Raw genomic sequence first — 15,216 nt, 5'->3', positions numbered from 1 at the left:
AAAATCCCGCATCGTGGCCAGAAATAAATTGACATGCGGCCAAACTCAATTATCTCACGGATTTAGGTTAAACGTCATTCAGGCGCTAAAGTTACGTTTAGGTTCAGTAACTCTATTGGATCAATGAGAGTTCTAAAATCACCGAAAATTAACGCGAAACGATTCCTAAGAATGGAACAACAAGCAGGTTTTCTTAGCAAATTAAGCAACAATTAAGCTTTGGTGACCACTGTCGATCGATCTGGAATGGATACACGTAAAAAGACGACAAGTGCATAAGTATGGAAGTCAAAAACATAAAATGATAAAGATCCTACGTTTAATTCCATTGGTGTGCGCCAGATTACCGAGACCTCTCCCTTTGGTGATTTCCTGGGTAGGTGCCATACTTTGCTTCCTATTGCTTGGGCGGTTGATTTTTTGGATCACCTTTCGTGACCCTCATGATCCACTAACTTTTCTTCAGCTAATCAAGTCGTTTTATATAGGCTTTAAATTCGATCTTCGGCTATCTCTACTGATGGTGCTTCCACTTCCCTTACTCGGTGGTTTCCCTCGGTTTTGTCCATCCGAGAACAAACGAGCCCGGTCGATTTGGAAGCTATATTTTACCTGTGCAACGGTGGTCCTAATTTTCTTTTATATATTGGATATGGGCTATTTTGCGTATCTCCAGGTAAGGGTGGACTCCTCCTCCTTACGGTTTCTCGATAACCCCTTAATCGCGGGGCAAATGCTGCATGAGACCTATCCCTTGGGGTGGTTGTTAATAGCTACTCTCTCGGTCACATGCGTTTTGTTCATCGGTTTCGGTCGTCTTCTTCCTTTTGGCCTGGGCTGTGCTCCTGGCAACATGAAAACTCAAAAGAAATGGGGCATCAAGGTCGCCTTTTGGCTGTTGGTATTGTTTGGACTCTACGGAAAGTTCTCTTGGTACCCATTGCGTTGGAGTGATACGTTTTGGAGCAGTCATTCTTTTGCTTCCAGTCTCTCTTCCAATCCAGTGTTGTATTTTTATTCGACGTTCAAGAACAGGGAACTGTTATTTGACCCGGAGGTCACGAGCGGTTTTGTCGAGTCTCGAATTGGCGATTATTTAGGACTTAACAAGGAACAGGCTCGATCTCTTGATTTTACAAGGGAGTTTCAACCACCAAAACCAGCTGCGCCCATTAATGTTGTACTGGTTATAATGGAGTCCTTCGCCAGCTATAAAACCGGGTTGGGCAGTAATCCTTTGGATCCCACTCCGGCCTTTGATCGATTGGCAGAACAAGGGGTCTTATTCCCCCATTTTTTTACGCCACACATGGGAACAGCCAGAGGATTGTGGGCAACCATAACGGGCATACCCGATATTGAAGTAAAGGAAACTTCCTCGCGCAATCCATTGGTCATCAACCAACGAACCATCATCAATGATTTTGCGGGATATGATAAACTCTATTTTCTGGGAGGTAGTATGAACTGGGCAAATATTCGGGGATTACTGACTCACAATATTCCGGATTTAGAGATTTTCGAAGAAGGAAGTTATAGTGCTCCGAGAGTAGATGGTTGGGGCATATCGGACCTGAGTCTGTTTAAAGAAGCAGACTCCATCATGAGCAAGCGTGAGAACCCATTTTTTGCGATTATTCAAACCTCGGGGAACCATCGGCCCTATACGATTCCCGAAGATAATGAAGGTTTTGAACTAACCGAAGTGGGGGAAGATAGGCTGCGCGAAACGGGCTTCATTTCAAATAAGGAGCTCAATGCGTTCCGTCTGTTTGATCACAGTGTGGGACATTTTATGAAAATTGCACGCCAGCAGGATTATTTTGAAAACACACTATTCGTATTTTTGGGCGACCACGGTCTGGCTGGGTATGCCGGCGATCATTCATTCGCCCATGAAAGCCAACTGGAAATAAACCGTTATCGTGTTCCCTTACTTTTTTATTCACCAAAACGCTTGAGCCCTAAGGTCCTGGATAAAGTGGCAAGCCAGGTAGATGTTCTGCCAAGCATCGCTCATTTGGCTGGTATTCGCTATAAAAATACAACTTTGGGGCGCAATTTATTCAATCCAGAATTCGATGATCAACGCTATGCCTTTACGATGATTCATGAGAGAAAAGAGATGGGGCTACTCAACGACTCTTTCTACCTTACCATGAATCTAGATGGCACGAAAACGCGACTACAACAGCTGGGAGTCGAAGATCCGAGGAAAAATGTTAGCCATCTCTTTCCTAAGCTAACTGAACAAATGGCGGTCGTCTGCCAAGGTATTTTTGAGACCGCGAATTACCTGCGATACCACAACGGAGTTGAACTTGAAAACTAGATTTTATTTCAGGCCAATCGTTGTCAGGGTGTTGGCTGCGCTCCTGATAACGGCAACGCTTGTTGGAGCCTACCGGCTATGGGAGCATCACCGTGATCAATTCTATACTGGGGAGCGGCCGCCTTACCTTCAGTTGTCTGGCGCTGATAGCATGCTTATTCGTTGGCAAACGGAAGGATCAAATCAGGGGCAGGTCCGGTTTGGAGTAGATCCACGAAACTTTGATAGGGTACTGAATGAAGAGGAGTCGCGGATTGAGCACTGTCTCGAATTAACTCACTTAATACCGAATACAAAATACTATTATTCAATCGGAGATACGGTTACCAGCCGGCCCATCTTTCATGGCTCCGAATTCTGGTTTTTGATGCCTGATCTTTCCAAACGGAATACGACCACCCGCCTCTGGGTATTGGGCGATCCTGGAAAGCCTGGCAAAGATCAAAATGCAGTCAGGGACGCCGCATACTCCTGGTTTTCTCAGAACAATCGGCAAGATATGCCTCCCGTGGATCTAGTTCTTACTCTCGGAGATAATGCCTATACTTCCGGCACCAACCAAGAGTTCCAAAAACACTTTTTTAAGCCGTATCAGAATATATTTAGAAATATTCCCGTTTTGCCTGCCTGTGGTAATCATGACAATCGCAGGAATGTGATATTTAATCTATTCGATTTCCCTTCCGAGGCTCAATTAGGGGGGCATCCATCTTACACAGAAAGATATTTTTCTCTCAACTATCAAGATGTTCATCTTATTTTCCTCGATTCAACATCTCAGGATGCGATGAAGAAGTCGTCTATGGTTCATTGGCTCATGCAAGATCTGAAGAAAAACGATCGTCTTTGGACTCTGGTTATTCTCCATCACCCACCTTACACTAAAGGATCTCATGACTCAGATGATTTGAACGATAGTGATGGGCGTATGGCATGGATTCGCCAAGCGTTAGTGCCCGTATTTGAGTTTGGCGGTGTTGATCTTGTGCTATCAGGGCACAGCCATGGTTACGAACGGTCCTCCTTAATAAATAACCACTTCGGCCTTTCTAACTCGTGGACACCCGATATGTTGATCTCTGAGCAAACGCAAATGGAAAGGCCGTTACTCAAGAACCATGGCACCGTTTATCTCGTGGCTGGTTCTTCCTCAAAAATAGGTCCCGATTCTCACGGCTACAACCATCCAGCTATGGTTTTTTCCAGTGAGAGCCTTGGTTCATTAGTCATCGATGTTGGCGAGGACCAACTCCTCTCCCGTTTCATCAATCAAAATGGCGAGATAATCGATGAGTTCTCGCTAATACATCAAAAACTCGACTCTCGCTCCTTACATTCGCTCAAACACTGATCATTCCTCGATTAATTGAACAAGTGTAATTGCCATTTGCGTTGCAAACAATTGCTGGGTTTAAGAACAATAGTCTACGTGTATTGCACACTAGTATTGCATCTGCAATCCACTCGTTAAACAGTCCACACAAAATGTAGTATGAAGGTGTTGATTGTTGAAGATGAAATGAAGTTGGCTGCCTTGATAGCTAGAGGGCTAAAATGCGAAGGAATTGATTCAATCAAAACGGATTCAGGGAAACAGGCGCTGGCAGAGATAGCAAAGAACTCTTTTGATGCGATCGTTTTGGATATAATGATCCAAGACCTGGACGGATTAAGCGTCCTTAGGAGAATAAGAAAAAGCAGCAACACAACCCCCGTAATCATCATTACGGCTCGCGATATCCATGAAGAAAAAATTGCAGGTTTAGATGCTGGGGCCGATGGCGACTTAACTTTATTAACGTTTTGCCTCTGAACGTTCGAATAACCCGAAGAACTCTTTCCAGCAAAGAATTTACAGCACTTCTGGGTTCACAATATTAGGAAATGGCTTTCCGGTGAAAAAGGCTTCGCAATTGTCCACAACCAGCATCCCCATTTTAATACGTGTCCCCACCGTGGCACTTCCAAGGTGAGGAGCCATTGAAACATTTTCTAAAGTCATTAACCCAGGTTCTACTGAAGGCTCATTTTCAAAGACGTCCAAGCCAGCACCAGCAATGGCGTTAGATTCAAGCGCTTTTACCAAAGCCTTCTCGTCCACCACAGGACCTCTGGTAGTGTTAATGAGGAAAGCACTGGATTTCATGAGACCAAGTTCCGCTTCTGATATGAGATGTCGCGTCTCCTGGCACAAGGCAACGTGCAGGGAGACAAAGTCTGCCGTGCTCAACAACGTTTCCTTATCAACATATTCGATACCCCATTTGACTTCATCAGCTGGATCCAGACGTGTGCGGTTCCAATAAATGATTCTCATAGAAAACCCTTTTGCTCTGGGAATCATGGCCTTCCCAATACTTCCCAATCCAATCAAACCCAGGGTAGCTCCGGTAACATCACTGCCTAACAATTGCAAAGGCCCCCATCCCTTCCACCCATTAGCTCGAATCATACGCTCTCCTTCGGAAATTCTTCGTGCCACACTCATGAGCAATCCCCAGGCAATATCAGCGGTCGCTTCTGCAAGCACTCCGGGGGTGTTCGTCACCGGGATACCCAGGCGTGTAGCCGTTTGCACATCGATGTTGTTATAACCCACGCCAAAATTCGCGATGAGTTTGAGCTTGGGAGCGGCCTCCAGGACTTCAGCATCAATTTGGTCAGGGCCATTAGGCACCAACACTTCAATGTCTTTGACTGCATCCAGCAACTCGGGACGAGTCAGCGTACGATCATTGGGATTGATCCGCATATCGCAGAGGTGCTTCAGCCGATCGAGAACCGGCGGAAGCATAACACGGGTTAAATAAACTTTGGGTAAGGAAGTGCTCATCTTTCCAAAATAAAGGGCGTATCCCTGAAAAAACAATGTCGATTACACTTGGAGGTATTTCTTTTGCATCACTAGATAAGTTCCAACGATGAAGGTATCTGTGATCATGCCCGTAAGAAACGCTGCGAGTACCATCCAGCGGGCGGTAAAAAGTATCAGGGACCAAACACTGGAAAATTGGGAGCTTATCATTGTCGACGACGGTTCCAAAGATGACACGATTAAGATCCTTGAGGCTCAAGCGGTAGAGGACAAACGGATCCGAATCCATACGCAAAAACCATTGGGAATTGTAAAAGCGCTGAATATCGGAATTGCCTGCTCTTCGGGAACCTTGATCGCCAGGATGGATGCCGACGATGTGTCTCATCCAGAACGGCTATCACTCCAGTCTTCATTTTTAAATGAAAACAAAGGCATCGGCCTCCTTGGAACAAGAGTAAATTTCATGGGAAATCCAACTCAACAAATAGGCTACGATTCCTATGTGGAATGGACAAATTCCCTGTTAAGTTCCGGGAGCATACGAATTAATCGCTTCATTGAATCTCCTTTTGCCCACCCATCCGTTATGTTCCGCCGAAAAATCGTAGGAGACCCAAGGCTATTTTATCGGTCGGGTCATTTCCCGGAGGACTACGAACTATGGCTGCGCTTGATCGACGAAGGCGTGCAAATGGCGAAGCTGCCGGAGTATTTGTTGGATTGGCATGATTCAACTGAGAGGCTTTCCCGCAAAGACCCTCGGTATTCACCTCAATCGTTTTACGAAACCAAAGCGAAGTACTTGGCGGGGTGGTTAAATCAATCTGCAATTAACCGCCCGATCTGGATATGGGGTGCCGGTAGAATTACTCGGAAACGCGCCTCCCTATTATTAAATGAAGGTATCAAATTTTGTGGTTATATCGATATAGACCCACGGAAAATTGGAGGACAGATCAACGACTTGCAGGTTATCCGACCCGAAGACATTCCCTTAATTGAAAACCCCTACATCGTTTCCTATGTAGGGAATCGAGGAGCTCGAGAGGACATTCGGAACTTCCTAACCGACCTGGGATTAACCGAAGAAAGAGATTTTATCCTGGCGGCCTAATCTCAATGCAACTGACTTGGCTTCCAGTTGAGACCATAGGCTTGGAGGATACAGTAACCACCGAAACCGAAAAGATAAGGCTGGGAAATGGCTTTAGCTATCAGCCAAGCCGAACTTGTACACCGTGCACGAATTATACTCCTGACCGGGGTCAAGACGCGTGGAAGGAAACATGGATTTATTTGGTGTATCAGGGAAGTGTTGCGATTCGAAACAAAAGCCATCGTGTTTCTTATAAAACGCGCCGCCCTTCCCGTTTATTCCGTTAAGATTATTTCCGGTGTAAAATTGAAGTCCTGGTTCTGTGGTAAAAACATCCATTGTCCGTCCAGAAACTCTATGCACAGCGGTAGAGGCGTGACTTAAATCATAAGGAAGTTTGTTCAATACAAAATTAATATCTATACCTCCGCAAAAGTTTATCTGTTCTTCATTGGTGTAGATTGCGTCCTCAATTCTTTTTACTTTTCTGAAATCAAAAGCGGTGTCGTCCACTGGACGGATCTCACCAGTCGGAATCGACCCTCCATCGGTTGGCGTGAAGAAGTCTGCATTTACCCAGATATCATGATCAACAATACTTCCCGCGTCATGGCCGGCTAGATTGAAATAAGCGTGCTGGGTCATATTGACATGTGTGGACTTGTCGGTGGTAGCACGGTAACTGATGGTAAAGTCATCCGTATCATTCAGCGAATACATTACCTCGATCTTTAGCTCGCCAGGGTAACCTTCGTCACCGTCAGCACTTGTGTAGTTCAATTTCAATGCAGGTGCGTCTCCATCCATGGTTTCTTCAACAACCCAGTTCACTTTATCAAAGCCCACGACTCCGCCATGGAGATGATTCTTCCCATTATTGATTGCGAGTGGGTAAAATGTTTGGTCGAGCTTAAATCGACCGCCGGCAATCCGATTGCAATACCGCCCAACCAAAGCTCCAAAAAACGGAGACCCCGCCTGGTATTCAGCAACCGTATCAAATCCTAATGTGATGTCAGCTTGTTGTCCGTAACGATCCGGAACTTTGAGAGATTGTATGATCCCCCCATAAGGACTGATATCGATTTCAATTCCGTTTCTATTACTAAGCTTAAAATAATTCATGTTAAGGAAACAGAGTCGTTTCTATAGGGTCATCCAATCACGGGGAAGAAAAAAGAGACGTTGTAAGGATATTGTTCCAAGGACTTACTATACTGAAAAATCGAGAAACCAGCTGAAATGAAATTATTTCGAACTATCTGTATGACCCCAATATTACTATTCTGTTTGTCAGCAGGCTACGGATACGGACATTTCGACCACAGCATCTATGATTCCTTGCTAAAAACCCATGTCACCGAAGGACTGGTTGACTACTCAGCTCTGAAACAGGATCCGAGCCTTGATCAATACCTTGCGCTCATCGCTCAGGCTGACTTGGGTTCATTGGCTACTCGCAATGAACAACTGGCGTTTTGGACCAATGCGTATAATGCCTACACCCTCAAGCTGATTACCATTAATTTCCCCTTGGACAGCATAATGGATATCAAGGAAGAGGGCTATGAATCTCCTTGGGATATCCCACTGGTAAAAGTGGCTGGCAAGCAGTACACCCTCGACCAGATTGAAAACGAAATCATTCGACCCAAATTCAAGGATCCTCGAATCCATTACGCCTTGGTTTGCGCCGCCAGATCCTGTCCAAAACTCAGAAATGAAGCATATGTAGGCGTAAGGCTTGAAGAACAATTTGAAGAACAAAGCCGCTGGTTCATGATTCATCGCAACACCTTCGACCAAAAGTCCAAGGTTGCGAAATTGTCCTCGGTGTTCGATTGGTATTCAGTAGACTTCGGAGAGAACATTCAAGAGACCCTAAAATGGATTATTCCCTATGTGGAACCAAGCCTTGCTAATTCTCTGAAGCAACACCCGAAATCCTGGGAAATAAGTTTTTCTGAATGGGATTGGCGTCTGAATATCAAAAAATAAGGTCTTTCCCTCACGCCAATTGTAAAAATTTGGCAAGACTCAATAATGGCCTTTGACGAATTGAAAAAAGCCACTTTGCTATCCCTCCTGAATGTCTACCGATCCTCACTCAATTCTACTAGCCGAACTTTTCGACGCTCTTCAAATTGAAGAGCTAAGTCGTCGCGATGTACTTGGCCTTCCGTGCTTACAGGGCAACAATCAGATCGTTGCGGCACTCAAGGCTGAAAGCCGCTCACTTATCATCAAGCTTCCTATCGCCAAAGTGAACTACCTGGTGGCGGAAGCTTGGGGTATTCATTTCGCTCCTACCGGTCATAAACATCCTGAGTGGATTGAGATTACCCACATGGAACCGAGATTGTGGGTCGAGTTGATTCGCGAAGCCAGCCGTTTCGCCTACGCTTGAGAAAGCCGGGTGCTCGCAAGCTTGAGCCCTTGCTTCTCATTTCTATCGACTAGGGTTTTCCGGACTTTTCGAACATGTGTCGAATTACAGGAATCTGGGAACTATGAAGGACCAGCAGAACTGCCGAGCTTGCCCATACCGCAATCGCGAGCAGGAATAAGGAAAGCCTGTCGCCAGCAAAACCAAGATGGGTAAAATGGCCAATCATTGCGCCCGTCATGACACCCCAGGCGAGTATGGCGCCCCAAGCAACAGTTGAAGGGACTAACAACAGTATTCCTGCAATCAGCTCCAGAACACCGATGACGATTCGACCAGCTGGCTCCATTCCCAGCTCCGTGAAAATCTGCACAGAGTCCACATGACCCGTAAACTTGTAGCGCAGGGTTTGAATTAAAATAACCGCGGTAAGGATTCTAAGAACCAGAGAAATAATTTTTTTCATCGTTGGAGAATTAGAGGTTGGAGAGTTGTCTGGTGGTATGGTCGAGTAATGGCGCCAAGGTGCTGTTCTCTGGCACATACAGATTTTTCATGGTCAAAGACTCAAAGCTTGGCTGGCCAGTCGCAGAAAGTAACTCAATCAGTTCGTGCTCTATGTTTTGGACGTAGTTTTTTATCCGGATGGATTTAGTGGCTACATCCAAACCCTTTTGTAATGAGGGATCATGCGTGGTTATCCCGATTGGACAGGTATTTTTTCCACATTGCATCGCCTGGATGCAGCCCAGGGCCAACATGAACCCACGCGCCGAATAGATCGCTTGAGCCCCCAATGCAAAAGCGAGCATCTGACGACCTGGGTTAATCAGTTTCCCTGCCGCAAGCAGTTTCAACCTGTCTCGAACGCCTGCTTTGCAAAGAATTTTGTTAACGCCAGACAATGCAGGATATAATGGAACTCCTACCTGATCCATAAAGGCTTTGGGGGCGGCCCCGGTTCCACCTTCAGATCCGTCGACTGAAATGTAGTCCGGGAAGGCATCCTGAGTTATCATTTCCTGGACCAGCGCCTTCACTTCCGTAAAAGAACCCACACAAAACTTGATCCCAACCGGCAACCCTGAAACTTCCTGAACCTTTCGGATAAAAGCCACCGTTGTGGCTTCATCCTTACATTCTTTGTGACGAGGAGGTGACACCACATCCTGATTCAAAGAAACTCCACGCAATTCAGCAATTTCCGGGGTTATTTTTTCTTTCGGTAATAACCCTCCCTTACCCGGCTTGGCACCTTGGGACAGTTTTATTTCGATCATCTTGATCTGTTCGATACCAGCCAGATCCTTGAGCTTTTGCTCATCAAGAAATCCCTGTGCGTCCCTCACTCCAAATTTCGCGGTCCCCATCTGGAAAATAAGATCGCACCCTTCTTTGAGGTGGTGCTTAGGGAACCCACCCTCCCCTGTGTTCATCGGTATGCCTGCCATCTTTGCGCCGCGGGCCAGCGCATGGATTGCATTTTCACCTAGAGACCCGAAACTCATTGCACTGATTATCAACGGCCTTGTGATTGTATACGTGTTTCGGATACCACGTTCTTCGCCAAAGGTGAGCGAGTAAGGCTCCAGGTTCTCTCTATCCATGGGATACATGGAATGGCGAATTTTTATTTCCGAAGTATCAAACTCCTTCATCGAGCCAAAGGAGGATGCAGAATCCATATTCTTGGCTTTCCGGTAAATCTCCACCCGCTCAGTACGATTAAACGGTCTCTCTTCAGTATCGCTTGCAAAGAGATACTGGCGAAGCTCGGGTCCAATGCTTTCCAGAATATACCTGCCCTGAGCCAGAATCCCAAAGTTTCGCAACAGTGAGTGCTCCGTTTGCACTTTCAGGTAGAAAACATTCACAATCGTTAAAAACAGGAATGCGACCGTCAGAAAGTTGAAATAGAAAGAAATGGTAATCCCGGCTATGAAAAAGAGGATTGCCAGAAGGGGTAAGGCAAAGTTGGTGAACTTCGAGAGACGGTATAGATCTATGGAAAGAGAAGTCATGGAGTAATCGGAGTATAATCGATAAGGACGAATTGCTGGAGGTAATTATTTCATAAGAGGCAGTATTAGCAAGTTCTGACAGCAAATCAACCCACTCAATCTTTGAAATAGTGATACGCCTTCCAAAAGAAAATTACATTAACCAAGGTGGCTAAAACATCGGCGATCGGAAAGGCATACCAAACACCATCAGTACCTAGCCGCGAGGGAAGATACAATAACAGTGGTATGATTAGAATCACGGTTCTATTTGTGGTTAAAAATAAGGCGTACTTTCCTTTCCCAATCGCTTGGAAAATGCCGACTATCATCACAGGTACCCCAACAACAGGGAAAGCAATCGACAGTTTTTTAATGGCACTGGTACCTATGGCCAGTAGTTGATCATCACTGGTAAATGCTCCGATAAAGCTTTCAGGAAATAGCTGAACCAGGAGCCAGCCACAGATTAGATAGATGGTGCAAAGCGACATGCTGGTAAAGATCGCCTGCCGAACTCGCCGCATTAGTTTTGCTCCAAAATTGTACCCAATTACAGGCAACACACCGGCCTGAATTCCAAAAATGGGCATAAACAGAAACATCATCGTCCGGTTACACATGGCATAAACAGAAACATAGGTTTCTCCCCCATAACGTACCAGCGTTCGAATCACCAGAACCTGAATAATCGTCGCACCGGTATTCATAATCAATGTCGACAGACCCACTCCAGCGATTTCCCGGAAAATGGTAAGGTTAAACCGAACGCACGGCAAGTGAAGCTTCAAGGAGCTCTTACCTGACAACAAGTAACGTAGCATAATCAGCGTAGTCACCATATTTGCAGCAACGGTTGCCCAGGCAGCTCCTCGAATACCCCATCCAAAGGTATAAATAAAGAGAGGATCCAATGCCACGTTTACCAAGGCACCGGTGACCATGGAAACCATTGCCATGCGCGCATTGCCTTCCGAACGTACGACATTGTTCATCGACATGGAAAAAATGGAAAGAGGCCCGCCGATGAGTAAAATATCCAGGTACCCGGTAGCTGAATTCATGATACCTTCGCTCGTTCCAACCAGCCGATGGATCCAACCAGTGCCGCTAAGGCCGATACCCAAGGAAACAACTCCAAGGCACAGAACCAGAAACAGCATAACTCCAAGAATCCGGTTAGCGGTCTTGTGTTTCTCCATACCCATAGACCTGGAAATCGCCGTACTCCCACCAACACCTACGAAGAGCGCAAATCCCATCATTAAAATAGTGACAGGAATATTCGAACCTATCGCAGCCAACCCATTGGGTCCGACAAACCGACCCACAAAAATGGCATCCACCATACTATAAGCGGCAATCACCATCATGCTTACGACCGAGGGAGTGGACATTTGCATAATCAGTTTGAGGATAGGTGTCTTCCCCAAACGACTACTGTGCGACTTCATTCGGACAGCAGAGGTCAAAGCATTCGAGGTAGCAAGGCTTGGCTTTGAAAGTTAATAACCAAGCTTGGCATGAAGCTCGTAAGCACCAGTTTTGGGATTAACCAAAGAAGCTGGGCCCCAGGTTTTTTAACGGCTTATTTGTCAATATCCAAGACGTGTCCCCATATCCCCCCCCCTCAATTGCGAAGACTGGCGCAGCAGGGAAAACATGTGGAAATACTCGCGCCATGCCCTAGAGTTTTTCCAGAACCACCTGCCGTTTCAGGTTATGGAACCAGACAACCTCCTGACCACCTCGGAACGTGACTACGTGCTGGCCAAAGAAGGAGAAATATACGCCATTTATTTTCCGGAGTGGGAAAACAACCTGATCGATCTGCGCGAATACCCATCGAATTTTAGCGTCTCATGGTTCAATCCCCGCACCGGCGACGGCCCACACACCGGGGACGTTTTGAAAGAACTCTACCCCCGCCGTCGTGTCACCAGCTTGAATACCCTCCAAGGCGGCAATTGGGTCAGCCTGGGCCCGGCACCCTACGATCACCACGAAGATTGGGTGGTGGTACTTAAAAAATTTAATGATTAACTGTAGGAGTGGCTTTATAGACAACTTCCATAATTGATCCTAGAACATTAAAGTAGCTGTAAGAAATACATCCATCGGATTTGGATTCCTGAATACAGCAGGGCTTCCATCCGGATTTGTGAGAATCAGAATGTAGTCTTTCTCTCCGATTGCATTCCGAACATTGAGCTGAAGCCGGTAATCCAACTTGTCGGAGAGTTTTCCGCGATAATTTACCCAAACATCAGCCGCCAGATCCGACTTACCGAAGAAGGGCTTGGAGACATCGGATACCAATTGGCCATCGATATTGAGCAATTCATACCCGGTGGCCACTTTGTCTTGCCAACGCAGGGCGCCACCGACACCGAATCCATCCAGAAAAGTATCCGCAGAGAACTCGTAGTTGGTAAACATATTCCAACGCCATTCGACCAGTTCCTGCACTACGGTATTATCCTTGGCCCGGGCACCTACCAATGGGAGCAAAGCCGAGCGCCCATAGGTGGACGCGAAAACAAAACCCGTTGTACTATCCGGGCGGTCACGCAGATTAGTCAGGCCGGCCGAATTGATATTATCGTTGATCTGACTAATAACCTCACCAAGAGCAACCGCCGTGTTACTGGTAATCGTTTCCTGTTGGGCAATGTTAATTCCAATGCGCCAGCCTGCGGAAGGGTTTGCCACAACCTCCATTTCAAAACCTTCAGCCGAGACGTCCTGTGTCGCCACACGATTGCCGAAATCACCTTGAATCGCCCAGTTGCCCGTCGAGGAATCCAAGCCTACTTTTGCATTTTCCTGCACAGCGGCCGGAATTGTCCCCTGAATAGTTTGGATCAGTTGATCGAATGAACTCCACTTACCCGAAAAATCGAGCTGGCTATCCTGAAGACCGCCTTCCGCCAAGGGTGATAATGCCAAGTCAATACTGTAAGGCATATCATTCGCGTCCCGGACTATGCCATCGGCCACATCCTGCCACTCATTCATTGAGTCCACTATTACGTTGAGGGCACCGTTGTTGGCCCCTCCCACAGCTGCCGCATTCAAAGAACTTACCGTCTCATACCAGTTCGTACGAATGTATAGTTTTCCATCAAACGCCTCGAATGAAACACCATACTCCTTGGTCGTGCCCTGAGGTGAACCGATTATGTTGCCATAAGCATTGCGGCGGAGACCGGTGGGCTGGAAGTTTTCCGATTCACTATAATGAGCGCTCACTCCGACACTACCAATATCCCAAGGTGAGTGGCCCACTACGCTCCAGGTGAAACTGTCTACGTCCGGAAGCGGGCTTTGCCTCACCATTTCCAGACCGGCAGGTTCGGGTCGGTTTCCAGCGTTGTCTCTGGGAAATGAACCGGCCGACACCGAGTAATTTTGAATACTGTCGGTGCGCCATCCCACCAAGCCAACCAAGTGGTCCTCAAGCAGGTAACTCTGGATGCTGTAGACTTCGGATTGAAAGGAATCCAGCTGACGGCTTCCATTATTGAGAGCCTGCTGTTCAGTAACCGTGCCGACTTCCCAAACATTGTTGGCGTCATCCCAATAGGCCGCTTCATAGGAGGTTCCACCAAAGGGAGGAAGAAACACGCCACGATCCACATGGATGTCTCCCGGTTTTGTAATTTCACTGCCCAACATGGAGGGCCCCAAATACTGCCAGGCAAACGCAGCGTTGCAGGGTTGAACACACTTTCTAAGCTGGTCAACAGGTGCGCCTACATAATAACCCTCCACATTTCGCACGACCGTCTCGATATCCTGCTCATTGTAAAAGGCGCTCAAATTATGACGGCCAAACCACTTTGAAAAACCATCGCTTTCTGAAAAATCGAGGTTGTAATAGGCGGTTGCTCGAAAGGCCTCACGGTCGGTAAGGAAGTGCTGTTCGTCTCCACGGTCACCACCAGACTGGCCAGTGAGGGCGGCCACGGGTCTGCCTGCATTGGGATTTGCAAAATCCGCGGGTCCCGCACTCGAATCAGGATTGGGCCCCGGGTAATTGAGATACCCATTGGGATCGATGGTTAACGCATTAAAACGCCCATTCGACAACAGTGTGGCGGCGCGCCGCTCATAATTCTGTTCGTCCCAAACAATTTCCACACCGCCATCTCCATCGAGGAAACTTTGCTCAAGAGTAAAGTTACTGGTACTAAAGTCCTGATCACGGAAATTCAAGTTACCGCTGAACAGGTTATTGTGATTATCCCAAATGTTTCTATCCACTATGGAAGGAATTGCGAATCCTGTAGAGTAGGTTTCGGCCTCAAAGGGTTTAACCAAAAAGAGTTCACCACGGGGGTTGTTCCCGATCGTATGTCCCTGCTCACCGTTTTTGTATTGGACCCGGCCCGTCACACCTTGAACGCTGGGTGCTTCCGGAAAACCGATGCCCGCAGTACCATCCTCCTGAAAATAGATGTTGATATCCTGAAAATAGGGAGGGCGCGCCGAGCCATCAACCGTCCGCCATGCTCGCGGAAATCCTTCAGGCCGGTTATTGTCCACAATCCACTTGGGCTGAAACGCTCCATTGACCGCCCA

Annotated in this window: 13 protein-coding genes; 7 read left to right on the top strand and 6 right to left on the bottom strand. The window is 46.9% G+C overall.

Annotated features, from left to right (window positions below):
• Positions 1 to 652: 652 nt before the first annotated feature.
• The 3 genes from O3C43_16925 to O3C43_16915 all read left to right on the top strand — a co-directional run bounded on the left by O3C43_16925 (position 653) and on the right by O3C43_16915 (position 4,145).
• Positions 653 to 2,332 carry an LTA synthase family protein gene (locus O3C43_16925; GenBank protein MDA1068173.1) on the top strand — a complete coding sequence of 560 codons (1,680 nt, stop codon included), beginning with the start codon at positions 653 to 655 and terminating at the stop codon, positions 2,330 to 2,332.
• Positions 2,322 to 3,683, top strand: coding sequence for a metallophosphoesterase family protein (locus O3C43_16920; protein MDA1068172.1), 1,362 nt, complete (start codon positions 2,322 to 2,324; stop codon positions 3,681 to 3,683). The genes O3C43_16925 and O3C43_16920 overlap by 11 nt, the downstream gene beginning before the upstream one ends.
• A gap of 141 nt (positions 3,684 to 3,824) precedes the next feature.
• Entirely contained in the window at positions 3,825 to 4,145 is a 321-nt protein-coding gene (locus O3C43_16915; protein ID MDA1068171.1) for a response regulator, read from the top strand.
• Positions 4,146 to 4,184: 39 nt separating this feature from the next.
• Here the strand turns inward: O3C43_16915 and O3C43_16910 are convergent, their stop codons facing one another.
• Complete coding sequence (locus O3C43_16910) at positions 4,185 to 5,165, bottom strand: D-glycerate dehydrogenase (GenBank protein ID MDA1068170.1); 981 nt, start codon at positions 5,163 to 5,165, stop codon at positions 4,185 to 4,187.
• A gap of 88 nt (positions 5,166 to 5,253) precedes the next feature.
• On the opposite strand from O3C43_16910, the gene O3C43_16905 reads away from it, so the two are divergent.
• Positions 5,254 to 6,264, top strand: coding sequence for a glycosyltransferase (locus O3C43_16905; GenBank protein MDA1068169.1), 1,011 nt, complete (start codon positions 5,254 to 5,256; stop codon positions 6,262 to 6,264).
• Between the two features lie 93 nt (positions 6,265 to 6,357).
• On the opposite strand, the gene O3C43_16900 is transcribed toward O3C43_16905, so the two are convergent.
• A complete protein-coding gene (locus O3C43_16900; GenBank protein MDA1068168.1) occupies positions 6,358 to 7,371 on the bottom strand; it encodes a galactose mutarotase in 1,014 nt (337 codons plus the stop codon).
• A 141-nt stretch (positions 7,372 to 7,512) separates the two neighbouring features.
• On the opposite strand from O3C43_16900, the gene O3C43_16895 reads away from it, so the two are divergent.
• Together O3C43_16895 and O3C43_16890 are read left to right on the top strand one after the other, a co-directional pair.
• On the top strand, positions 7,513 to 8,244 hold the full coding sequence (locus tag O3C43_16895) for a DUF547 domain-containing protein (GenBank protein ID MDA1068167.1): 732 nt from the start codon (positions 7,513 to 7,515) through the stop codon (positions 8,242 to 8,244).
• Between the two features lie 91 nt (positions 8,245 to 8,335).
• Entirely contained in the window at positions 8,336 to 8,653 is a 318-nt protein-coding gene (locus O3C43_16890; GenBank protein ID MDA1068166.1) for a hypothetical protein, read from the top strand.
• A gap of 49 nt (positions 8,654 to 8,702) precedes the next feature.
• Here the strand turns inward: O3C43_16890 and O3C43_16885 are convergent, their stop codons facing one another.
• The 3 genes from O3C43_16885 to O3C43_16875 form a co-directional block, all read right to left on the bottom strand.
• Entirely contained in the window at positions 8,703 to 9,098 is a 396-nt protein-coding gene (locus tag O3C43_16885; protein MDA1068165.1) for a DoxX family protein, read from the bottom strand.
• Positions 9,099 to 9,108: 10 nt separating this feature from the next.
• A complete protein-coding gene (locus O3C43_16880) occupies positions 9,109 to 10,653 on the bottom strand; it encodes an FMN-binding glutamate synthase family protein (protein MDA1068164.1) in 1,545 nt (514 codons plus the stop codon).
• 95 nt (positions 10,654 to 10,748) lie between these two features.
• A complete protein-coding gene (locus tag O3C43_16875) occupies positions 10,749 to 12,029 on the bottom strand; it encodes an MATE family efflux transporter (protein ID MDA1068163.1) in 1,281 nt (426 codons plus the stop codon).
• Between the two features lie 325 nt (positions 12,030 to 12,354).
• On the opposite strand from O3C43_16875, the gene O3C43_16870 reads away from it, so the two are divergent.
• Positions 12,355 to 12,675 (top strand): hypothetical protein, encoded by a 321-nt coding sequence (locus O3C43_16870; protein MDA1068162.1) that lies wholly within the window; start codon positions 12,355 to 12,357, stop codon positions 12,673 to 12,675.
• 39 nt (positions 12,676 to 12,714) lie between these two features.
• Here O3C43_16870 and O3C43_16865 read toward each other — a convergent pair whose 3' ends face one another.
• Complete coding sequence (locus O3C43_16865) at positions 12,715 to 15,180, bottom strand: hypothetical protein (protein ID MDA1068161.1); 2,466 nt, start codon at positions 15,178 to 15,180, stop codon at positions 12,715 to 12,717.
• Between the last annotated feature and the right edge of the window lie 36 nt (positions 15,181 to 15,216).

The sequence above is a fragment of the Verrucomicrobiota bacterium genome, from assembly GCA_027622555.1.
Lineage (GTDB): Bacteria > Verrucomicrobiota > Verrucomicrobiia > Opitutales > UBA2995 > UBA2995.
Note: the sequence above shows the minus strand (reverse complement) of the source record. Positions and strands in the feature narration are given on the sequence as shown.

Excerpts from the sequence above, each read along its gene's own strand:
- O3C43_16870 (MDA1068162.1), top strand. The coding sequence starts at position 12,355 with ATGGAACCAGACAACCTCCTGACCACCTCGGAACGTGACTACGTGCTG.
- O3C43_16895 (MDA1068167.1), top strand. The coding sequence starts at position 7,513 with ATGACCCCAATATTACTATTCTGTTTGTCAGCAGGCTACGGATACGGA.
- O3C43_16890 (MDA1068166.1), top strand. The coding sequence starts at position 8,336 with ATGTCTACCGATCCTCACTCAATTCTACTAGCCGAACTTTTCGACGCT.
- O3C43_16900 (MDA1068168.1), bottom strand. The coding sequence starts at position 7,371 with ATGAATTATTTTAAGCTTAGTAATAGAAACGGAATTGAAATCGATATC.
- O3C43_16910 (MDA1068170.1), bottom strand. The coding sequence starts at position 5,165 with ATGAGCACTTCCTTACCCAAAGTTTATTTAACCCGTGTTATGCTTCCG.
- O3C43_16925 (MDA1068173.1), top strand. The coding sequence starts at position 653 with ATGGGCTATTTTGCGTATCTCCAGGTAAGGGTGGACTCCTCCTCCTTA.
- O3C43_16880 (MDA1068164.1), bottom strand. The coding sequence starts at position 10,653 with ATGACTTCTCTTTCCATAGATCTATACCGTCTCTCGAAGTTCACCAAC.
- O3C43_16885 (MDA1068165.1), bottom strand. The coding sequence starts at position 9,098 with ATGAAAAAAATTATTTCTCTGGTTCTTAGAATCCTTACCGCGGTTATT.
- O3C43_16905 (MDA1068169.1), top strand. The coding sequence starts at position 5,254 with ATGAAGGTATCTGTGATCATGCCCGTAAGAAACGCTGCGAGTACCATC.
- O3C43_16915 (MDA1068171.1), top strand. The coding sequence starts at position 3,825 with ATGAAGGTGTTGATTGTTGAAGATGAAATGAAGTTGGCTGCCTTGATA.
- O3C43_16875 (MDA1068163.1), bottom strand. The coding sequence starts at position 12,029 with ATGTCCACTCCCTCGGTCGTAAGCATGATGGTGATTGCCGCTTATAGT.